Source organism: Burkholderia sp. BCC1972 (assembly GCF_905339605.1).
GTDB lineage: Bacteria > Pseudomonadota > Gammaproteobacteria > Burkholderiales > Burkholderiaceae > Burkholderia.
This window is the reverse complement of record NZ_CAJPGH010000009.1, coordinates 131,936-153,354: the sequence shown is the minus strand read 5'-3', so window position 1 is coordinate 153,354 and position 21,419 is coordinate 131,936. Positions and strand designations below refer to the sequence as shown.

General features: G+C 68.4%; 20 protein-coding genes. 6 read left to right on the top strand and 14 right to left on the bottom strand.

Annotated elements, in window-relative coordinates; all coding sequences use genetic code 11:
• Nucleotides 1–26: 26 nt before the first annotated feature.
• From U5798_RS15625 to U5798_RS15575, 11 genes are all read right to left on the bottom strand, one after another.
• Nucleotides 27–1,220, bottom strand: coding sequence for a sn-glycerol-3-phosphate ABC transporter ATP-binding protein UgpC (locus U5798_RS15625; RefSeq protein ID WP_322082587.1), 1,194 nt, complete (start codon nt 1,218–1,220; stop codon nt 27–29).
• Between the two features lie 3 nt (nt 1,221–1,223).
• Complete coding sequence (locus U5798_RS15620) at nt 1,224–2,258, bottom strand: NAD(P)-dependent alcohol dehydrogenase (protein WP_322082586.1); 1,035 nt, start codon at nt 2,256–2,258, stop codon at nt 1,224–1,226.
• A gap of 10 nt (nt 2,259–2,268) precedes the next feature.
• Nucleotides 2,269–3,096, bottom strand: coding sequence for a carbohydrate ABC transporter permease (locus tag U5798_RS15615; protein ID WP_322082585.1), 828 nt, complete (start codon nt 3,094–3,096; stop codon nt 2,269–2,271).
• Nucleotides 3,084–4,043 (bottom strand): carbohydrate ABC transporter permease, encoded by a 960-nt coding sequence (locus U5798_RS15610; RefSeq protein WP_260434937.1) that lies wholly within the window; start codon nt 4,041–4,043, stop codon nt 3,084–3,086. The genes U5798_RS15615 and U5798_RS15610 overlap by 13 nt, the downstream gene beginning before the upstream one ends.
• Nucleotides 4,027–5,292: an ABC transporter substrate-binding protein gene (locus U5798_RS15605; protein ID WP_415859502.1), complete on the bottom strand. Its 1,266-nt coding sequence runs from the start codon at nt 5,290–5,292 to the stop codon at nt 4,027–4,029. Before U5798_RS15605 ends, U5798_RS15610 begins: the two co-directional genes overlap by 17 nt.
• 226 nt (nt 5,293–5,518) lie before the next feature.
• Nucleotides 5,519–6,487, bottom strand: a complete 969-nt coding sequence (locus U5798_RS15600) for an amidohydrolase family protein (protein WP_322082583.1) — start codon at nt 6,485–6,487, stop codon at nt 5,519–5,521.
• Between the two features lies 1 nt (nt 6,488).
• Nucleotides 6,489–7,436: a YncE family protein gene (locus tag U5798_RS15595; protein WP_322082582.1), complete on the bottom strand. Its 948-nt coding sequence runs from the start codon at nt 7,434–7,436 to the stop codon at nt 6,489–6,491.
• Nucleotides 7,437–7,479: 43 nt separating this feature from the next.
• The gene (locus U5798_RS15590) at nt 7,480–8,772 is read right to left on the bottom strand and encodes an MFS transporter (protein ID WP_322082581.1); all 1,293 of its coding nucleotides are present in this window, start codon (nt 8,770–8,772) and stop codon (nt 7,480–7,482) included.
• A 126-nt stretch (nt 8,773–8,898) separates the two neighbouring features.
• Nucleotides 8,899–9,816, bottom strand: a complete 918-nt coding sequence (locus U5798_RS15585) for a dihydrodipicolinate synthase family protein (protein ID WP_124454257.1) — start codon at nt 9,814–9,816, stop codon at nt 8,899–8,901.
• A gap of 8 nt (nt 9,817–9,824) precedes the next feature.
• Nucleotides 9,825–10,997 (bottom strand): L-rhamnonate dehydratase, encoded by a 1,173-nt coding sequence (locus U5798_RS15580; protein WP_322082580.1) that lies wholly within the window; start codon nt 10,995–10,997, stop codon nt 9,825–9,827.
• A 58-nt stretch (nt 10,998–11,055) separates the two neighbouring features.
• Nucleotides 11,056–12,111, bottom strand: a complete 1,056-nt coding sequence (locus U5798_RS15575; RefSeq protein ID WP_322082579.1) for a 4-hydroxythreonine-4-phosphate dehydrogenase PdxA — start codon at nt 12,109–12,111, stop codon at nt 11,056–11,058.
• Nucleotides 12,112–12,226: 115 nt separating this feature from the next.
• Between U5798_RS15575 and U5798_RS15570 the strand changes: the two genes are divergently transcribed.
• Entirely contained in the window at nt 12,227–13,174 is a 948-nt protein-coding gene (locus tag U5798_RS15570; RefSeq protein ID WP_322082578.1) for a LysR family transcriptional regulator, read from the top strand.
• Between the two features lie 229 nt (nt 13,175–13,403).
• Here U5798_RS15570 and U5798_RS15565 read toward each other — a convergent pair whose 3' ends face one another.
• Nucleotides 13,404–14,672, bottom strand: coding sequence for an MFS transporter (locus U5798_RS15565; protein ID WP_322082577.1), 1,269 nt, complete (start codon nt 14,670–14,672; stop codon nt 13,404–13,406).
• A gap of 183 nt (nt 14,673–14,855) precedes the next feature.
• On the opposite strand from U5798_RS15565, the gene U5798_RS15560 reads away from it, so the two are divergent.
• Nucleotides 14,856–15,542, top strand: coding sequence for a hypothetical protein (locus tag U5798_RS15560; protein ID WP_124454271.1), 687 nt, complete (start codon nt 14,856–14,858; stop codon nt 15,540–15,542).
• Nucleotides 15,543–15,567: 25 nt separating this feature from the next.
• Here U5798_RS15560 and U5798_RS15555 read toward each other — a convergent pair whose 3' ends face one another.
• A complete protein-coding gene (locus U5798_RS15555; RefSeq protein WP_124454274.1) occupies nt 15,568–16,653 on the bottom strand; it encodes an ATP-binding protein in 1,086 nt (361 codons plus the stop codon).
• Nucleotides 16,650–17,387 carry a response regulator gene (locus U5798_RS15550; protein WP_322082576.1) on the bottom strand — a complete coding sequence of 246 codons (738 nt, stop codon included), beginning with the start codon at nt 17,385–17,387 and terminating at the stop codon, nt 16,650–16,652. Before U5798_RS15550 ends, U5798_RS15555 begins: the two co-directional genes overlap by 4 nt.
• 442 nt (nt 17,388–17,829) lie before the next feature.
• Between U5798_RS15550 and U5798_RS15545 the strand changes: the two genes are divergently transcribed.
• The 4 genes from U5798_RS15545 (at nt 17,830) to U5798_RS15530 (ending at nt 21,394) form a co-directional block, all read left to right on the top strand.
• Nucleotides 17,830–19,314, top strand: a complete 1,485-nt coding sequence (locus tag U5798_RS15545; RefSeq protein ID WP_322082575.1) for a flavin monoamine oxidase family protein — start codon at nt 17,830–17,832, stop codon at nt 19,312–19,314.
• Between the two features lie 10 nt (nt 19,315–19,324).
• Nucleotides 19,325–19,984 (top strand): c-type cytochrome, encoded by a 660-nt coding sequence (locus U5798_RS15540; RefSeq protein WP_322082574.1) that lies wholly within the window; start codon nt 19,325–19,327, stop codon nt 19,982–19,984.
• Between the two features lie 35 nt (nt 19,985–20,019).
• Entirely contained in the window at nt 20,020–20,694 is a 675-nt protein-coding gene (locus tag U5798_RS15535; protein WP_322082573.1) for a hypothetical protein, read from the top strand.
• Between the two features lie 76 nt (nt 20,695–20,770).
• Nucleotides 20,771–21,394 (top strand): TetR/AcrR family transcriptional regulator, encoded by a 624-nt coding sequence (locus tag U5798_RS15530; protein WP_322082572.1) that lies wholly within the window; start codon nt 20,771–20,773, stop codon nt 21,392–21,394.
• The last annotated feature ends 25 nt before the right edge of the window (nt 21,395–21,419 follow it).

Sequence of the window (21,419 nt, the reverse complement as noted above, 5' to 3'; positions counted from 1 at the left end):
GTGCTCCGTCGAGGCGTGCCGGCGTGCTACGAACGGGACATCGACCAGCCCGTCGCGGCGGGCGGCGTGGCGCGCGTCGCGGCCGCCGGCGGCACCGCGTGCGCGATCGGGTTCGCGTCCGGCAGCGCGACGTTGCGCTCGGTGCCGGCGTCGAACAGGTGCAGGGCTTCTTCGTCGAAGCGAAACGCTACCACGGCGCCCGGCGCCGGGGCCATCGGGGCCGGCACGAGGGCCGCGCACGGCTGGCCGCGCCAGTCCAGCGTGACGAGCGCCTCGGCGCCGAGCAGCTCGACGAGTTCCACGGTGCCCGTCAGCGCGAGCGTGCCGGGGGGCGGATCGCCTTCGGCGACGAGCCGCAGGTGGTTCGGCCGGATCGCGGCCTTCACCTGCTGGCCGTCCTGCAGCCGCGCGAAGCGCGGCGATGCAAGCGGCCAGCGCGCGCCGTTGCAGTCGAGCAGCACGGTCGCGCCGACACGCTCGATCGTGCCCGCCGCGAAGTTCATCGCCGGCGTGCCGACGAATCCGGCCGCGAATACCGTGTGCGGCTGGCCGTACAGCTCGGCGGGCGTGCCGATCTGCTCGATGTGGCCGCCGCGCATCAGCACGACGCGGTCGGCGAGCGTCATCGCCTCGAGCTGGTCGTGCGTGACGTACAGCGTGGTCGTCTTCAACTGCCGGTGCAGCCGCTTGATGTCGCCGCGCAACTGCGTGCGCAGCTTCGCGTCGAGATTCGACAATGGTTCGTCGAACAGGAACACGGCCGGCGTCTTGATCATCGCGCGCGCGATCGCCGCACGCTGCTGCTGGCCGCCCGACATCGCGCGCGGGCGGCGGTCGAGCAACGCATCGAGGCTCAGGATGCGCGCGACGTCGCGCACGCGGCGGTCGATCTCGTCGGCCGGCACCTTCAGCCGCCGCAGGCCGAACGCGATGTTGTCGTATACCGTCATGTGCGGGTACAGCGCGTAATTCTGGAACACCATCGCGACATTGCGCTCGCGCGACGGCAGGTCGTTGACGACCGCGTCGCCGATCACGAGCTCGCCGCCGGTGATCGCCTCGAGGCCCGCGATCATCCGCAGCATCGTCGACTTGCCGCAGCCGGACGGGCCGAGCAGCACGATGAATTCGCCGTCGGCGATCTCGAGGTCGAGCGGGTGCAGCACGGCGGGGCCGCCGTCGTAGTGCTTCGATAAAGCGTGGCAGACGATTCGGGCCATGGCTCAATCCATTTCGATCTGAATCTTGACGTCGCGCGGGTGGCCGCTCGCCGCTTCCTCGAACGCGCGCACGCCTTCGGAAAACGGGAACGTGCGCGAGATGAACGGCTTCACGTCGATCGCGCCGGATGCGATCAGCGCAAGCGCGCGCGGGAAGATGTTCGCGTAGCGGAACACCGATTCGATGCGGCCTTCCTTCGCCTGCAGCGCGACCACGTCGAGCGGCACCGGCGCGACGGGCATGCCGATCAGTACCGCGCAGCCGCCCGGGCACATCAGGTCGACGAGGCCCGCATACGCGTTCGCGCTGCCGCTCGCCTCGAACACGACGTCCGCGCCCCAGCCGGCGGAGGCTTCGGCCACCGCGTCGGCCAGCGGCCGCGTACGCACGTCGACGGTCGTGACGGCCGGGTTGCCCGCGAACAGCGCGAGCTTGTCGGGCACGACGTCGGCGAGGATCACACGCGCGGCGCCGCCCGCGAGCGCGGCGAGCGCCGTCATCGCGCCGATCGTGCCGGCGCCGATCACGACCGCGAGGTCGCCCGGCTTCATCGCCGCCTTCTTCGCGGCCTGCAGGCCGATCGACAGCGGCTCGACGATCGCGCCTTCGGCGAACGACACGTTGTCGGGCAGCCGATACGTGAACGCGGCCGGATGCACGACGAACGGCGTCAGGCAGCCGTGGATGGGCGGCGTCGCCCAGAAGCGCACGTCGGGGTCGAGGTTGTAGAGCCCGCGCAGCGTCGCGGGCGAATCGAGGCGCGGCACGCCCGGCTCCATGCATACGCGGTCGCCGACGCGCAGGTGCGTGACGCCGGCGCCGGTCTCGACGATGGTGCCGGATGCTTCATGGCCGAGCACCATCGGCGCGTCGACGCGAAACGGGCCGATGCCGCCGTGCACGTAGTAATGCACGTCGCTGCCGCAGACGCCGACCGTATGCACCTTGATCCGGACGTCGCCGGGGCCGACCTGTTGCGGCAGGTCGATGTCGCGCAGCGCGAGCTCGCGCGTGCGTTCGAGGACGAGTGCTTTCAACGTGTTCTCCTTATTTTCCCTTGACCATCGAATTGAGCAGCCGGCTCAGCATGCCGACGAAGACGAGCGGCGGCAGCGCGAGCAGCACCGTCGACGCGTTGATCACGCCCCACGGCACTTCCTGGCCGAGCGACGTGAACGCGGACGCGACCACCGGCAGCGTTGCGCTGCGCGACGACGTCAGCGCGAGCGCGATCATCAGTTCGTTCCACACCAGCACGAAGCTGAACACGATGCCGCCGAGCAGCGTGCTCGCGCACACCGGCAGCGCGATGTGCCAGAACACCGCGTACGGGCCGTAGCCGTCGAGCGCGGCGGCTTCCTCGATCTCGCGCGGCAGGCGGCGGAACACGGGAATCGACAGCCACGTGATGGTCGACAGCGTGACGAGCAGGTACGTGACGATCATCGACAGCTTGGTGTCGTACAGCCCGAGATCGACCCAGATCGCGATCAGCGGCAGCGCGACCGCGACCGGCGGCAGGAAGCGCAGCGACAGCAGGAAGAACTGGATGTCGCGCTTGCCGCGCACCGGGTAGCGCGCGATCGCATACGCGGCCGGCACGCCGAGCACGGCGCCGATCAGCACGGCCGCGCCGACGATCGCGATGCTGTTGCCGAGCCCGATCAGCACTTCCGGGCTCGACAGCACCTGCTCGTAGTTCGCGAGCGTCGGCGTGAAGATGAAGCGCGGCGTCGGCGTGACGATGTCGAGCAGGTGCTTGAGCGAATTGAGCACGGCCCAGAACAGCGGGAACGCGGCGACGAGCAGGATCGCGCCGGCGATCGCGACGGTGGAAACGGCGGCGGGGCCGCGGCGGGCCATCAGTCGTCCCATTTGTTGACCCTCTTCCAGATGAGCGTGAAGACGAGCGTGGTCGCGACCATCATCAGCACGGCCATGCCGGACGCATAGGACACCTTGCCGGCCAGGCCGATGCCCTGCTGGTACGCGTAGAGATCGAGCGTCTCGGTCGCGATGCCGGGCCCGCCCTTGGTCATCACGTAGATCAGGTCGAACGAACGCAGCGACTCGACCATCTTGATGAACACGAGGCTCACGAGCGGCGCCTTCAGCATCGGCAGCGCGATGTACGCGTGCACCTGCCACGTCGTCGCATAGTCGAGCCGCGCGGCTTCGAGCGGCTCGGGCGGCAGCGTCTCCAGCAGCTTCAGGATCACCACCGCGAAGAACAGCCCCCATTGCCACACGTCGACGAGCGCGACCGCATACAGCGCGAGATGCGGATCGGCGAGGAACGCGGTGTGCTCGACGCCGAGCGCGCCGAGCAGCCAGCTCAGGATCCCGGTGAGCGGCGCGTACATGAACTTCCAGATGAACGCGGCCGACACGCGCGGCAGCAGCACCGGCATGATCAGTACCAGCGACGCGAAGCGGCGCCAGCGGCCGTGCACGCGCTCGAACAGGAACACCGCGAGCGCGATGCCGACCAGCACCGCGCCCGCGACCGTGACGACTTCCCACAGCACCGACACCTCGATCGCGTTCAGGAAGCGCCGGTCCGACGCGAGCCGGATGAAGTTGCGCAGGCCGACGTATTCGCTGTCCGGATAGCGCAGCACGCGGTTGCGCAGCGCGAGGTTGATCGCGGCGACGGTTGGAACGAGGCTCAGGACCGCGAGCAGCGCGAGCGTCGGCGCGAGGAATACCCACGGCAGGCTCGTGCGGTCGCGGCGCGCGCTGCTGCGCCGGGCCGAGGGCGGGGAAGGGGCCGGGCGGACGCCGAGCGCGCGTCCGCCGGCGCCGTCATTTGCGAGCGCCATGTTCGAGCGCGTCCTTCGCGTACTGGGTGGCGTCGTCGAGCGTGCCGCGCGGGTCCGTCTGCGTGCCGGTGAACACCTGTTCGAGCGCGATGCCGAGGTTGTCGCCGATGTCCGGCCACTGCGGCGTGCGCCAGATCGTCACCTGTGTGACGGGGTTGGTGTCGTTCAGCCCGGCCTGGATCTGCGGCGCGACGTGCTGCTTGAAGTACGGGCTGCCGATCGTGCTCGAGCGGTTGTAGTCGCTGAACACGCCGTTGCGCAGCCGCGCCTGTTCCTGGTCCTTGCTGGTCGCCCATGCGATGAAGCGGCCGGCGGCCATTCGCGTGCAGTCGTCCTTCGCGCCGACCGCCGAGATCGCGAAGCCGTGGCCGTATGCGGCCGACGGCAGGGGTGCCGGCGGGCGCGTGTAGCCGACCTTGCCGGCCACGCTCGACTTGCTCGCATCCTCCATCCAGTCCGCGAACGGCGTCGATTCGATCATGAACGCGACCTTGCCCGAGCGGAACGCTTCGAGCGCGTTGCTCCAGTCGTAGGTCGCCGAGCCCGGCGGCGCGTACTTGAACAGGTCGCTGTAGAGCTGCGTGGCCTTCACGGCGGCCGGCGAGTTGAACGCGGGCTGGCCGCCCTTGTCGGTCCACGTGCCGCCCATGCCGAGCATGAACGGCGACCAGCGCCACACGTTCATCCCCGAGCCGCGCTGGCCGCGCGCGACCCAGCCGTACAGCTTCGGCGGCGCGTTGAGCTTCCTGATCGCGGCGACGAGCTCGTCGAGCGTCTTCGGCACCGGGATGTGCGCGGCGTCGAGCAGGTCGCGGCGGTAGAACAGGAAGTCGCCGCCGCCGATCAGCGGCGCGAAGTACGCGACGCCGTTGTAGCTCGCGACCGCGCGGCGGCCGGGCAGGAAGTCGTCGTAGTCGTATTCCTTCGGGTAGTACTTGAGGAGCGGCACGATCCAGTTGGCCGACGCGAATTCGGCGACGTTCGCCTCGTCGACGTAGTAGATCTGGTAGGAACCCGCGCCGGTCGACGCGTCGAGCCGCGATTTCGCGCGGCGGTCGTTCTCGCCGAAATAACTGATCTCGACCTTGGTGCCGCTCTTCTTCTCGTAGTCGGCCAGCGACTTCTCCATCACCGACAGGCCGAGGCTCTTCTGCGCGAGCACGCGGAGGGTCGGCACCTTGCAGGCTTGCGCGGCCGCGACGCCCGGCAGACAGGCGCCGAGCAGCAGGCCGGCTGCGACGATTCGCATCTTGTTCACCCGTGTCTCCTTGATTCTGCTTGTTCGAATGCCGTCGATGACGGCAGGAACAATGGTGTGACTCGGGCGACGCGATCACCACATCAAAAGGTTTCGCGAACCGATACTTTTTGCTCAGGTTGAGTCGTGCGATGCACAAAATGTGGTGGGTCGGGTCGGGCCGGGCGATGCGAAATGCGACGCCCGGCCGGCAGGGGAGGACAACGGGAAGGCGGCGTCAGCCGCGCGCCGAACAGGGCGGCGCGTCGAGCGCGATCCGGTACACGCGCAGCGCGTTGTCATGCCAGATCGCACGGCGCGCGGTGTCGTCGAGATGCGCGATCGCGCGGGCGAACGTGCGCAGCAGAACGGGATAGGTCACGCGCAGGCCGGCCACCGGGAAATTGCTCGCGAACAGGCAGCGCTGCCAGCCGAAGATCGCGACCGTGTCGCGGATGATCCGCGCGTTGTCGGCGTCGTTCCACGCCACGTCGCGCAGGCCGAGTTCGGAGATTTTCACGGCGACGCGCGGCAACGCGGCGAGCGCTTCCATGCCGCTGCGCCAGCGCGCGAGCCCGGCTGCCGAGCGGTCCCACGGCAGCCCCGCGTGTTCGAGCACGACGTCGACGCCGGGCGCATCGGCGAGCATCGCGGCCGCGTCGCCGAGATGCCAGAACGGCACGCGCAGATCCCAGCTCAGGCCGTGCGCGGCGAGGCGTTCGAGCGCGGCCGGCCAGCGCGGATCATGCAGCGCGCCCGGCCCGTCGATCGACGCATCCGGCGCGGCCGCGGTGCGCGGCTTGAACCGCACGCCGCGCACGCGCGGCCACGCGGCCTGTTCGGCGAGCCGTTCGTCCGCATCGCCTGCCAGCAGATCGACCCACGCGACGACGGCCGACGGCAGCGCGTGCGTGGCCGCGACCTCATGCAGCCAGCGCGTTTCCGCGAGCGCCTCGTCGCGCGCGCGTTCGGCCTCGACGTGCACGCTGGCGACGATCGGCGCGTGTTGCGCCGCGTGCCGGAAATCGTCGACGCCGAAGTTGCGGCACAGCGCCGCGTAGTCGCCGAACATGAAGCGCGCCGGATCGTATTGCGCCTGCAGCCACGGGTAGTGCGCGCCCGCATCGAGCTGCCACAGGTGGTGATGCGCGTCGACGAGCGCATCGGGCAGGCCGCCGAGGTCGTCGGGCGGTATGTCGTCGCGCATGTCAGCGTGTGCCGGCGAGCACGTACGACGCATCGGGCTCGCGCAGCGTCGCGAGCGCGCCGACGAAGCGCCACGTATCGAGATCGAGTTCGCGCACGTAGTCGTCCTGGAACGACACGTACGCGACGCGCCGCGCCGGATGGAACGACAGCGCGGTCGGGTTCGCCGGCAGCGCGATGCGCTCGATCTCCTCGAGCTGCCTCGCATCGAACACCGAGATCGACCGCTCGCCCGAATTGGTCAGCAGCAGCAGGTCGCGGCCGTCCGGCGCGCTCGTCCGGTAGATGCGGTTCGGATCGCTGCGCGTCTTCACGCGGCGGCCGCAGGTCATCGTTTCCGTGTCGATCTCGACCAGCGTGTCGTCGCCGCGATTCGCGACGAACAGCGTGCGCTCGTCGCTCGACAGCGCATTGCCTTCGGGGCGCGGCCCCGGCATTACCGCGCGCGGCGCGACCGTCGCGTCGCGCGGATGGAACTGCGTGACCGTGTTCGACAGCAGGTGCACGCCGTAGGCGCGGCTCGCATCGCGCGTGAGCGTCACGAGGTGCGTCTTCACGCCGCCGGACGGCACGGCCATGTTCGGCACCGGCTGCAGGGTCGGCTCGTCGAAGACGAGCAGCATGTCGTGCGCCTCGCTCATCGCGTACAACCGGCCGTCGCGGTCGCTCGCCATCCCGTGCGGCCGGTAGTACGGCCACAGGTCGAGCATGCGCGTATGCGTGCGTTCGACGAGGTCGATCTCGGCGATCCGGTGATCGCCTTCATGGCCGCGCGTCCATGCGGTCTCGATCCCGAAGATGCCGACGTACGCATGGCGTTCGTTCACGTCGACGGTGAATTCGTGCGGGAAGTTCGGCAGCACGATGTGCTTGAGCGGCGCTTTCGTGTCCAGGTCGTAGAAGCTGAAGGTATGGGCGCATTTCTGCACCAGCAACAGGATGTCGTTCATGGTGAGTATCCGTAATGTCGTTCGTTGTCCCGTGTCTTCGGCGTCAGTCCTCGCAGCGCCTCGGCAGCGTCATCGCGAGCACGCCGGCCACCTCGAGCGTGACCGCGAGGCTGTAGACGCCGGCAGCCGCGCTCACGTGCTGGGTCAGCACGCCAACCGCATACGGGCCGCAGAAGCCGCCGAGATTGCCGAGCGCGTTGATCAGGCCGCGCGCGCTGCCGGCCGTCTCGACGCTGCAGAGCTTCGGCGGAATCGCCCAGAACACGCCGGCAGCCGCCTGCAGGAAGAAGCCGCAGCCGATCAGGAACGTGAACGACACGGCCATCGACGCATGCGTTAGCACCGACAGCGCGAGGCACGCGGCGAAACCGACGAGCGGCAGCAGCACGAAGAGGCGGCGCTTGCCGGTCCGGTCAGACAAATACGACGTGACGAACATCCCGATCACCATCGCGACATACGGCAGCATCGCGAGCAGGCCGATCTTGCCCATCCCGCTGTGCGTGAGGTTTTTCAGCAGTGTCGGTAACCACATCGTATAGCCGTAGATGCCGACCTGATAGCAGAAGTTGATCGCGATGAGCAGCCAGATCGTCGGGTTGCGCAGCAGCTCGCCGAACGACGCGGCCGCCGGCGTGCCCGCCGCGCGCTTGCGTTCCTGCTCGTCGCGCAGCGCGTCGAGGATGTACGCCTTCTCGCGCGGCGACACCCAGCGCGCGGTCTCCGGGCCGTCGTCGGCGAACATCATCCACGCGACCAGGCACAGCAGCGACAGCGCGCCCGCGCTGAAGAACAAGTGATGCCAGTCGTATGCGGCGAGGATGAAGCCGGACAGCGGCGCGGTGATCATGCCCGCGAGCGGCACGAACATGATGACCATCGCGTTCGCGCGGCCGCGCTCGCGATCGGGAAACCAGTGGCTGACCATCGTCAGCACGACGGGCAGCATCCCGCCTTCGGCCACGCCGAGCAGAAAGCGCAGCGCCAGCAACTGCCAGGTGTGCGTGACGAGCCCGGTCAGCACCGACAGCACGGCCCAGCTCACGAGCGACCACGCGATGAAGGTCTTGCCGCTGCCGAGCGCCGCGCGCCGGCCGCCGGGAATCTGCAGGAACAGGTAGCCGAAGAAGAAGATGCCGCCGGCAAGCCCGGCCATCGTTGCGTCCATGCCGAGATCGGCGCTCATCCCGCCGGGCATCGCGAACGCGATGTTCACGCGGTCCATATAGGAAATGATGCAGGCGAGCAGCAGCGGCGGAATCACGCGCAGCCAGCGGCGGCGCGGAATGGCTTCGCCGGCTTCGTATGCCGGGGTGGCCGGGGTCAACAGGGTCATGATGTCTCCGATCTTGGTGATGGGCGGCGGCGGTCTTCTGATGAACCGCTGTCACGCCGTGACGCGCCGGTGTCGACCGGCCGCCGATGCGCAACGCCCCGCGGCGTTGCACGTGTGAAGCGATGTCTAGCGCCCCCAGCGCAGCACGAGCGGGTCGAGCCGCCGCGCCGCATCGAGCAGGCCCGCGCGCACCTGCGGATGCAGTTCCGGCCACGGCGCGCGCGGCTGGTCGCACGCGATCACGCCGCCAGCCTTCATCAGCGCTTTCGCGGTCAGGAAGCCCGACTGGCGGTTCTCGTAGTTGATCAGCGGCAGCCAGCGCGCGTATTGCTCGCAGGCTTCGTCGCGGCGGCCGGCGAAATACGCGTCGGTGATCCGGCGAATTCCGTCCGGATAGCCACCGCCCGTCATCGCGCCCGTTGCACCGGCATCGAGATCGGCGAGCAGCGTGATGCCTTCCTCGCCGTCCCACGGCCCTTCGATCGCCTCGCCGCCGAGCGCGATCAGCTCGCGCAGCTTCGACGCGGCGCCGGCCGTCTCGATCTTGAAGTACGACACGGCGTCGATCTCCCGCGCGAGCGTCGCGAGCAGCGACGCCGGCAGCGCGACGCCGCTCGCCGGCGCATCCTGGATCATCAGCGGAATGTCGAGGCCGTCGGCGACTTCGCGGAAGAACGCGCGCACCTGCGCTTCGGGCACGCGGAACGTCGCGCCGTGGTACGGCGGCATCACCATCACCATCGCCGCGCCGAGCGCCTGCGCGTGCCGGTTGCGTGCCGCGCAGATCCGCGCGCTGAAGTGCGACGTCGTGACGATTACCGGCACGCGGCCCGCGACGTGCTCGAGCGTGGTGCGCGTGATCAGGTCGCGTTCGTCGTCGCCGAGCGCGAACTGCTCGGAGTAGTTCGCGTGGATGCAGAGGCCGTGCGAACCGGCATCGATCATGAACTCGATGCAACGGCGCTGGCCGTCGAGATCGAGCGCGCCGTACGCGTCGAAGATCGTCGGGACGACGGGAAAAACGCCCTGGTAGCGTGCGTTCATGGCGGGCCTCACTCGACGATGTCGAACTGGTCGAGGAATTCGGTCTTCAGCGTGAGCCCGAGGCCCGGCACATCGTCGCGCAGCTGCAGGAAGCCGTTCTCGGCCACCGGCTCGCCGTCGAAGATGTAGTAGAACAGCTCGTTGCCGACCTCGACATCGAACATCGGGAAGTACTCGCTCATCGGCGACGCGAGCGTGCTCATCGTCAGGTGATAGTTGTGCATCTGGCCCGCATGCGGAATCACCGGCACGCTGTAGGCCTCGCACAGCGCGTTGATCTTGTGCGCCATCGTGATCCCGCCGACGCGGTTCGTGTCGTACTGGACGACCGATACGGCCTTGCGGTCGAGCAGCTGCTTGAAGCCGTACAGCGAGAATTCGTGCTCGCCGCCGGAGATCGGGATACGCGTCAGCTGGTTCAGCTCCGCGTAGCCGTCGATGTCGTCGGCGATCACCGGTTCTTCGAGCCAGCGCGGCTGGTATTTCTCGAGCTTCGGCAGGATCCGCTTCGCGTATTCGAGGTTCCAGCCCATGTAGCACTCGAGCATCAGGTCGTTGTCGTAGCCGATCACCTCGCGGATCGCCGCGACCGACCTCAGGTTCTCGACCACGCCCTGCTGCCCGTGCGCGGGCCCGTAGCCGAAGCGCATCTTGAACGCGCGGAAGCCTTCCTTCAGGTACTGCTGCGCCTCGTCCTGCATCGCCTTCAGGTCGGTGCGGTAGAGCTTCGAGTAGTAGCAGGGGATCTTTTCCTTGGTGCGGCCGCCGAGCAACTTGAACACCGGCTTGCCGACGCTCTTGCCGAGGATGTCCCAGATCGCGATGTCGACCGCCGAGATCGCCGCCATGCCGATGCCCTTGCGGCCCCACGCGTGGGTCGCGCGATACATCCGCTGGTTCAGGTATTCGTAGTCCCACGGGTCCTGGCCGATCACGAGCGGCGCGAGGTACTGGTCGATGATGACCTTCGCGACGTGCGGTGCGAGCGCGACGTTGCCGAGGCCGACGATGCCGTCGTCGGTCTCGACCTCGACCACCGTCCACGCATGGAAGCGGAACGTGCTCATCGTTTCCTGCGGCGCGTACAGCAGGTCCATCGCGTTCGAACAGAAGTTGCCCTGCGGCGGGACGGTCTTTCCTTTCCACTGGAATACGCGAGCGCGTACGGACCGGATTTTCATGAGGTGTCTCCGAGAGTCGGTGTTGTCGGGTGTGAAAGGCGGGCGGCCGGGCTGGCCGTCACGCCGAAACGGCGGGAGTGCGGCGCGCGGCGCCCATCCGGCAGGCGATCTGCAGCGCCTGCCAGGTCGCGCCGACGTCGGCCGTGCCGCGGCCCGCGATGTCGTACGCGGTGCCGTGCGCGGGCGTCGTGATCGGCACGGGCAACCCGCCCTGCACGGTCACGCCACGCGAGAAGCCGAGCAGCTTGATCGCGATTTGTCCCTGGTCGTGGTACATCGTGACGATCGCCTGGTAGTCGCCGGCCTGTGCCTTCAGGAAGATCGTGTCGGCGGGGAACGGGCCGTGGAACGGTGCGTCGGTCGGCCAGTCGCGCGCCTGCAGCTTGCGCACCGCCGGCTCGATGATGTCGACTTCCTCGCGGCCGCAGCTGCCGCCGTCGCCGCCGTGCGGGTTGAACGCGGCGATTGCCACCTTCGGCGCCGCGACGCCGTTTGCGAGCAGCGACCGGTAGATCAGTTCGGATGCCTGTTCGATCCGCTCGATGCTCAGGCAGGCGGCCGCGTTCTTCAGCGGGATATGCGACGAGATGCGCGCCGTCCACAGTTCGCCGAGCGTGTTGAATTCGCAGAAGTAGCCGGTCACGCCGAGCGCTTCGGCGAAGTGGTGCAGCTCGTCGTCGTGGCGCAGCCCGCCGAGCTTCATCGCGTACTTGTTCAGCGGCGCGAAGCAGATCGCGTCGATGTCGCCGGCCAGCGACGCGTCGAGGCACCGGTCGAGCACGGCGAGCGTCGAGCGGCCGCCGGCCGCGCCGGGCTGGCCGACCGTGACCTGCGCGGGATCGATCGTGTCGACGGCGACGAACGCGGCGCGCGCGGTCGACGGCCGGCCGCGCACGGCGGCGAGCGACGCGACGGGCTCGACGTCGACGGAGACGCCCGCGACGCGCTGGCCGGCATCCCACAGCCAGCGATCGCTGATCAGCACGAGATTCGCGCGGGCGGTCGCATCGGGGCGGGCGAGCAGTTTCGCGATCAGTTCGCCGCCGATGCCGGCGGGGTCGCCGAGCGTCAGCGCGACGACGGGCAGGGGGGCGGCGGTCGAGGGGGTGTTCATGCGGTGTCTCCGGTGGCGGCGCGTGGCCGTTCGTGTATGGGGTTCATGCTAGGTAGACGGAACGAGTCGGTAAATTGAAAACTCTTGATGAATCGATAACCTGGAGTAATCAAAAATGGGCTCGATCGACCGACGAGACTCGACCCCGCAGTTGCTGAACCGGCTGCGCATGCGCCAGATCGCGCTGCTGCTGGCCGTGGACGAATGCTCGACGCTGCGCGCGGCAGCCGAGCAGATGGGCCTCACGCAGCCGGCCGCGACGAAGATGCTGGCCGAACTGGAGAGCGCGCTCGGCCAGCAGCTGTTCGATCGTGTCGGGCGCGGGCTCGTGCTGAACCCGGCCGGCGAGCGCGTGCTCGGCTATTTCCGCGGGATCCGCGGCAGCATGGAGGCGTTGAACCGCGAGCTCGGCGAACTGCAGCTCGGCAGTGCCGGGCGGCTCGGGATCGGCAGCATCATGGCCGCGTCGCCGGGACGGCTGACCGAGGCGCTGGTGCAGTTGAAGGCGCGTTACCCGTTGCTCGCGATCGACATCGCCGTGGACACGAGCGACCGGCTGATGCCGCAGCTTCGCGAAGGCGTGCTCGAAGTGGTGATCGGGCGCAATGTCGGCACGGATTGCGACTTCCGCGTGGTCGACGACGAGGCGCTCGCGATCATTGCGGGCCGCGCGCATCCGCTCGCGGGCGCGGGGCCGGTCGAATTCGATGCGCTGCTCGACTACGCGTGGATCCTGCAGCCGGCCGGCAGCCCGGCGCGCGAGGTCGTCGAGCGCGAATTCCGCGCGCGTCACCAGCCGATGCCACGCGGGCTCGTCGAAACGGGGTCGATCCTGACGACCATGAACCTCGTCGACCGTTCGTCGATGCTCGGCGTGATTCCGCTGACGGTCGCGCAGCGCAACGCGGAGCACGGGCTCGTCGCGATCATCGACTACGTGCTCGATCAGAAGCTGCCGTCATACGGCAGCGTCGTGCGGCGTGACCGCCCGTTGAGCATCCCCGCGCAGCAGTTTCTCGCGCTGTTTCACCGGGACGGGGCTGGGGAGGACGGCGGTGCGTAACGGCGCGGTTTGCCAGCCGAGACGGCCGAGCCAGCCGCGTCAACCGCGCTGGCCGAGCAGGCCCGTCAAGCCCATCAAGCCCATCAAGCCGAACCAGCCGAACCAGCCGAACCAGCCGAACCAGCCGAACCAGCCGAGCCAGCCAAGCCACCCCCAGCGCGGAACGCGGTGAAGCGTGATGGCGATGCCGGCGAGGCGGCCGAGGCAGGCGAACCCGAAGCGAACCGCTTTAGCGCGCCGACGGCGCGGCCGGCGCGTCGGCGAGCGTCGGCATCGTTTCGGACAGCGTGCGGTCCGGGCGGATCCGCAGCGCGGCGACGATCCCGATCAGCAGCATCGCGACCGAGCCGATGAACGGCACCGTCCAGCTGCCAGTGCGGTCGACAAGGTAGCCGAACAGGATCGGCGACAGAATCCCCGAGATCGCGGAACCGGCGTTCATCATCCCGCTCGCGATACCGGCATGGGTCGGCGCGATGTCGCTCGGCACGGCCCAGATCGGCCCGATCGTCAGTTCGAGGCACAGGAACGACCCGGACAGGCACAGCGCGACGCCGGCCGTCGAGTGGACGACCGCCAGCGGCAGCAGGCAGACGAGCGCGCCGACGAAGCTCGTGACGATCACGCTCTGGCGCGACAGCGCGAGGTTGCCGGTCTTCCGGTAGATGCGGTCGCAGAGCCAGCCGCCGAGCGTGTCGCCGACCACACCCGCGAAGAACACGCCGGACGCGAACAGCGCGGTCGATTTCAGGTTCAGCCCCTGGCCGTTCAGGAAGAACGTCGGCAGCCATGTGAAGAACAGCCACGCGGTCCAGCCGTAGCAGAAGTAGACGAAGATGGTGGGCGCCATCCGGCGGAACAGCGGCCCCCACGGCGTCGGGCCGGACGGTGCGGCAGGGCGCGCGGCGCGCGTGCGGCCGTCGTCGCCGAGCGGATGCTCGCGGAAACCGACGATCCACCACGCGAGCCAGACGAGCGTGACTGCGCCGATCACGAAGAACGCTGCGCGCCACGACAGCCAGGTCATCAGCGCGGCGACGATGGGCGGCGTGACCGCGTTGCCGAGCCGCGAGAACGAATGCGTGAAGCCCTGCACGACGCCGCGCCGCTCGCGCGGGAACCAGTGCGTGATCGCGCGGGCCTGTGCCGGCAGCGTCGCGCCTTCGCCGATGCCGAGCAGCAGGCGCGCGGCGAACAACAGCCCGAGGCTGTGCACGAGCCCCGTCGTGAAGGTGGAGACGACCCAGATCAGCCCGCAGCCGATCAGCGTGATGCGGGCGCCGAACCGGTCGGCGATCCAGCCGCCGCCGATCTGGCAGATTGCGTACGAATATGCGAACGCGGAGAATGCGACGCCGAGTTCGGTATTCGACAGGCCGAGCTCGGCCTTGATCGCGCCGGCCGCGGTCGCGAGGTTGACGCGGTCGACGTAGAGGATGAACGAAAGCGCGCACAGCAGCCACAGCGTGTGGCGCCGTTGACGATGGTCGTTGGGCATGTGTCTCACTCCATTTTCGTGCGCGGCGTTGCAATGACGCGGCGTTCACGGGCGAGACCAGCATCGCGCGGCGGCCGAGACAGTGTCTAATGAATCTTTTGGATCAATTGATAACCTGCGGCATTCATTCCTGTTTCAGCCGCGCCGGACCGACAGACGCAACGGAACACCACGGATGACGAATTGACCGACAACGACGAACTTTCACTCCGCCCGGAGAGCCGCTTCTGGCAGCTCGCGCCGGTGAGATGGTGGATCCGCGGGCACGGCCGCGACGGCTATTCGTTCCGCCTGCTGCTGTGCCCGCTCGCGATCGTGTTCGCGCTCGAATTCGTCTGCATGATGGTCGACGCGCTTTACACCAGCATCGCGGTCAGCGCGGTCGCGACGCTGTTCCTCGGCTTCGCCGGGTTCTACGGCGCGCAGCGCGAATGGCTGATGACGGCGGCCCCCGCCCGCGCGCTCGTGAAGGCCCGCATGAAGAAGGCGGCCGAGCGGCTCGCGTCGCTCGGCGTCGGCGCGACCGTGCTCGCGATCTTCGTCGCCGCGACGTCGCTGTCGCTCGTGATGTCGGGCCAGCCGGTGCTGGACAGCGTGTCGAAGGATGCGGTGTCGATCTTCATCGCGCTGGTGTTCCTGCCCGTGTACGTGTCCGGTGCGGTGCGCAAGCTGGCGATCGCGCGGATCGAGGAGCTGGAGGCGCTGCGTAACGCGACGGTCGGCGTGAAACTGAAATTCGACCGGGCCGGCGCCGTGCGCGCGGTGGTCGTGCAGGGCGCGGCAGGGAAAGGGACGGTGTCCGTGACGGAGTACGCGATGCTCGGGTTCGGCCCGCCGCTCGAACAGGTCGGGCGCGAACCGCGCGCGTGAAGGTGTAAAGGTGTAAGGGCGCGCGTTACGCCGGGAACCGTTCGCCGTCGGGCGCCGGCACGAGGTCGTCGGGCCACTGCACCTCGAACCGCGTGCCGCCCGCGCCGGTTGGCACGCACAGCGCTTCGCCGCGGTGCGCATGCGCGATCGCCGCGACGACGGCGAGCCCGAGGCCCGTGCCGCCGGGTTGCGACTCGTCGACGCGCCGGAACGCCTGGAACACGTGCGGCGCGAAATCGGCCGCGATGCCGGGGCCGTCGTCCTCGACGCGCAGCCGGCACATGCCGTTCTCGATGCGCGTCTGGATCCGGATCGCGCCGGGCACCGCGTGGCGGCGGGCGTTTTCCAGCAATGCCAGCAATGCCTGGCGGATGCGGACCGGGTCGCAGCGCATGCGGCGCGGGTCGAGATCGAGTTCCGGATGCTGGCCGGCGGCCTGCAGCGCGTGCGCGAACACGTCGACCACGGCGCGCACCTCGGCGGCGAGGTCGGTGTCGCGGATCTCGATGCTCAGGTGGCCGCTGTCGGCGAGGCTGACCACGCGCAGATCCTCGATCAGCCGCGTCAACCCTTCGACCTGCGCGAGCAGGCTGCGGAACAGCGCTTCGCTCGGCGTGAACACGCCTTCGGCGAGCCCCTGCAGCCGTCCGCGCAGCACGGTCACGGGCGTGCGCAGTTCATGCGCGATCGCCGCGTTCCAGAACGTCTGCTCGTCGGTCACGCGCTGCAGTTCGCTCGCGAGCGCATTGAAGTTGTCGGCGAGCAGCGCCGCTTCCTTCAACGAACGGTCACCGGCGACGGCCCGCGCGCCCAGATCGCCGCGCGCGACGCGGCGGATGCTGTCCGTCACCGAATTGAGCGGCACGAGGATGCGGCGCGACAGGTTGATCGCGACGACGACCGCGATCAACAGGCCGACCAGCGTGGTCGAGGTGATCCACACCCATTCCGGCCCGCTCGGAAGCCAGCTTTCCGGCTGGAACGACTGCGGCGAGTACTGGTACAGCAGGTAATAGAACGCGTAGGCCGTCACGACGATCAGCACCGTGATGCCGAAAGCGATCGCGCCCATCGTCAGCGCGATCTGGCGGCTCAGGCCGTCGAGTTTCAATCGCCGCTCCACAATTTGTAGCCGACGCCGCGCACGCTCGCCGGTACGCCGGCGACGCCGAGATCGTCGAGCTTCTTGCGCAGCTTGCTGACGTGGCTGTCCACGGTGCGCTCCAGCGCATCGCCTTCCGGCAGGCAGGTGGCCATCAGCTCGGCGCGGCTGAACACGCGGCGAGGCGCACGCGCGAGTTGCGCGAGCAGCTTGAATTCGGTGAGCGTCAGCACGAGCGTGTGGCGCGTGCCGTCGACTTCGACCGCCGCTTCGTGGTGCTCGAGATCGATCTCGAACGGCGCGGCGCGCAGCACGCGCTGTTCTTCCTGACGCGAGCCGGCCATCGACCGGCGCAGCACGGCCTGTGCGCGCGCGACGACTTCGGCCGGGTTGAACGGCTTGACCACGTAGTCGTCGGCGCCGATGCGCAGCCCGGTCAGCTTGTCGATGTCCTGGTCGAGCGCCGTCAGCATGATGACCGGCGTGTCGCCGCGATGACGGATTTCGGCGAGCACCTTCCAGCCGTCGACGTGCGGCATCTGCACGTCGAGCAGCACGAGGTCGGGTTTCAGCGACAGGTGGAGTTCGAGCGCGCGGCGGCCGTCGGCGGCGTGCACGGTGCGCAGGCCGTTGCGCGCGAAGTAGGCGATCAGGATCTCGGCGATCTCGGGTTCGTCCTCGGCGATGAGGACGAGCGCTTGCGCGCCCTGGCCGGCGCCGGGAGATGAAGAAAAGTCGGGCATGGCCACTCGTTCAGATCCATCGGGTTCCATCAGGTCGCCATACTACCGCACGGGCCGCGCAACCGAACGGAGACGGGCGGAGCCGTGCCGATCGCCATCGAGTACGCGGTCTTTCCGCGACCTTTCAGCAGCGTGGCAATGCGCAGCCCGACAGGGGAATACCCTGTCTTTTTTTTTCGATCCTGTTTTATGTATCATGACCTATCTTTTGCAGCATGTACTAATTCAGGGCGCCGGAAAATCCTTATCGGTACAAGGCAATACGGCGCGTGTACAGGCAGGAATGCGAACCGGATCCGCGTGCCCAGTCAGGAGCGGGCGGGCCGGCGGCAGGTGAAGCGGACCGGGATCGCATCCCGTCTTCAGATTCCGCGCGAACGATGGCCGCATGCCGCCCGGGGTGGCCGCCGTTCACGCCCATTGCAGGCGTCATTCACAGATCATGTCCAGGAAGTCATTCATCAGCGGGTCGGCCGACCTGAAGCGCAGGCAGTGGCTCAAGGCCGCGGGTGCGTCGGTCGCGGCGGGCGGTCTTGCACTCGGCACCGCGCGGGCGAAGGCCGACGCGGCGCCTGCCGCCGGGAACGACGGCGACGTGCTCGATGTCGCGATCGTCGGCGCCGGGCTGGCGGGCCTGACGGCCGCGCGCGACCTGCGCTACGCCGGCTGCGAATCCTTCGTCGTGCTCGAGGCGCGCGACCGCGTGGGCGGTCGCACGCTGAACTACGACGTGGGCGGCGGCTACGTGACCGAAGTGGGTGGCCAGTGGATCGGCCCGGGCCAGACAGCGGTCGCCGATCTTGCCCGCGAGCTGGAAGTCGGCACGTTTCCGAGCTACTACGCGGGCAAGACGGTGATCCTCGGCGGCGACGGGCGCGCCGAGATCGACCTGGCGGGCACGTTCGGCACCGACGAGGCCGTCGCGGCGAAATTGAGCAAGTTGTCGCGCGACGTGCCGTCGGGTGCGCCGTGGACGTCGCCGAAGGCCGGCGAACTCGACCGGCTGTCGGTCGGCGACTGGCTCGCGACGCAGGGCATCAAGGCGGAAGACCGGATGGGCTGGAACGCGTCGATCTCGCTGTCGGGCGGCATCGCGCCGGCGAAGATGGGGCTGCTGCACTTCCTGTCGATGATCAACTCCGCCGATTGCGATTACGCGCAACTCGACTCGATCAAGCACAGCGCGCAGGAAACCCGCTTCGTCGGCGGCTCACAGCTCCTGAGCATCCGGATGGCGCAGCAACTGGGCGACAAGGTGCGGCTGTCGTCGCCGGTGCGGCGGATCGTCGGCTGGGATCGCGACGTCGTCACGTTGCAGACCGATCGCGGCACGGTGCGCGCGAAAAAGGTCGTGATGGCGCTTCACCCGGCGCTGTGCCACCAGGTGCAGTTCGATCCGCCGCTGCCTGACAAGCGCCACGCGCTGCAACGCGCATGGCCGGCCCATTCGCCGGCGCGCAAGACGGCGATGGTCTATCGCCGCCCGTTCTGGCGCGACAAGGGCTTGAACGGCCACATCTTCCAGACCGACGGGCCGGTGTTCTGGGCTTACGACAATTCGCCGCCGGGCGGCGAGATCGGCGTGATCAATGCATTCGTCCGAAATGCGCTGGTGCCGTCGGATCCGCAGGCCGCGAAGCAGATGCACATGGATCTCTATGCGCAGGCGTGGGGCGACGAAGCGCGTGCGCCGGTGTCGTACCACGATCGCGACTGGGGGTTCGCCGACCCGTGGACGCTCACGTGCGTGTCGGCGATCCCGCCCGGCTTCTGGAGCGCGCACGGCGACGCGCTGCGCGCGCCGTGCGGCAACCTGATCTGGTCGGGCACCGAGACCGCGAACATCTGGGCCGGCTACATGGACGGCGCCGTGCGCGCCGGTCACCAAAGCGCGCTTCAGGCGCTCAATGCGCTGCGTCGTGCTTAGGAGAGCGAATATGAAAAAACGTATGCTGCTCGTCGCGGCGCTCCTGGTGATCGGCACGTTGCTGGCGCTCTACGGGCCGACGTTGCTCGGCTTCTATCGCCTGCAGAACCATATCGATACGACCGCGCAAGCCGATGACGCTGACGGCGGCCCGTGGCCGCGCGTGACCGACGCGTGCATGAGCTGCCACGGCGTGAAGGGCACGTCGCTCAACCAGGCGTATCCGAGCCTTGCCGGCCAGCCGGCGCAATACGTGGCCGCGCAGCTTCGCGCGTTTGCGGGCGGGCAGCGCACGAACCCGACGATGGGCCCGCTCGCGATGACGATGAGCGAAGCCGAGATCACCCGTCTGGCCGGTTACTACGCGAAGCAGGCGCCGCTGGACAACCACTATTTCAAGCCGGATGCACGACTGCGCACGAAAGGCGAGCAACTGGTGACGGGCGGTGCATGCGCGGCTTGCCACGGCGCACGGCTGACGGGGCAGGCGCAATTCCCGCGTCTGGCCGGGCAAGGCTACGACTACCTGCTCGCGCAGCTCGACGCGTTCGCGACGGGTTCGCGCAGCGAGGCGACCGGCACGATGCAGCGCGTCGCGCAGGCGATGTCGACGGACGATCGGGTGGCGGTCGCGACCTATCTCGCGAGTGTCAACCCCGCCCGGCGGTGAATCAACGGCAGCAATCGACTTCGGGAGTTCGAACCATGGATCACAGATCACTTGTCCTTTGTCTTTCCAGCGCGACGCTTGCGGCGACGACCGGCGTCTACGGCCTCAAGTTCGTGCGCAAGCGCAACTTCCTGCTCGGCTTCGAGTGGTGGATCGTGACGATCTCCGCGTCAAACGCCGTGGTCTTCTTCGCGACCGAATCGCCGGTGTCGTACTTCATTTCGCACTTTCTCGACGCCTTTTCGCGCGGGTTCGGGATGCCGGTGATCGCGGTCGCCGGCCTGATGGCCGTCACGCACGGCTACCGGCCGTCGATGCGGCAGGACGTGACGCTGTTCGTGCTTGCGACGCTCGGGACGATCGCGCTCGTGGCCGGCGTGTTGCAGCACGCGTTGCCGTACTTCTACGTGGTGATGTGGACGCTGATGTCGATCTATCTGGCCGGTTTCGTGTGGCGGCTCGTGCGTGCCGGACACGTGTTCCATGCGCTGACGACGACGATCGCGCTCGTTGCATCGCAGGCGATCGCGTGCATCTACGACTTCTACAAGATCCCCGGCGAGGAGACCAACGTCGTGTTCAATTTCTATGTACTGGCGCTGCTGACTTGGTCTTACATGACCGTCGCGCTCTATTACGCGTATGCCGCACTGGAGCGGGAGAAGGGGCGCAGTCAGGCCGGTGCCAGTGTATTGTCGTATCCGAAATGAGTAGATGTACTGAAAAAGTGATCGGTTTTCGCGTATCGCAGGCGACCGGCTGCGGCGGTGGCGGAAGGACGCGCCGATGGACCCGCCGCGCCTGACCCGCGCCGAGCGGCGCGATGCGACGCGCGAACGGCTGCTCGACGCCGCGCACGCGATCTTCGCGGAGCAGGGGTATGCGGCCGCGAGTATCGAGGACATCGCGACGGCGGCCGGCCATACGCGCGGTGCCTTCTATTCGAACTTTCGGAGCAAGACGGAAGTGTTGTTCGAGCTGTTGCGGCGCGATCACGACGATGCCGCGACGGCTTTGCAGCGAATCAATGGCATGCCGACCGGTTCGGCCGATGACGCGCAGCGCGCGATGCTCGCGTACTGGCGGTGGCGTGCCGCGCGGCACGCATCGCGGTTGATGTGGCTGGAAGCGCAACTGCGGGCGGCGCGCGATTCGCAGTTCCGTGCACAGTTCGGCGCATTGCTGCGCGACCGGCAGGCGCTCGCGGCCGCATGCATCGATGCGTTCGCGACGCGCACCGGCGTGTCGCTGTCGCTGCCTGCGGATGTGCTGGCGCTCGGCCTGACCGCGCTGTGCGACGGCATGCAGTCGTACAGCGCGGCCGTTGCGCGAAGCTCGGTCGACGCGCTGGTCGACGCGGTACTGGTTGGCTTCATCACGCACACGGTGTTCGACCGCGTGCGCGGATGAAGGCGCGAAGAAGCGGCAGCTGTGC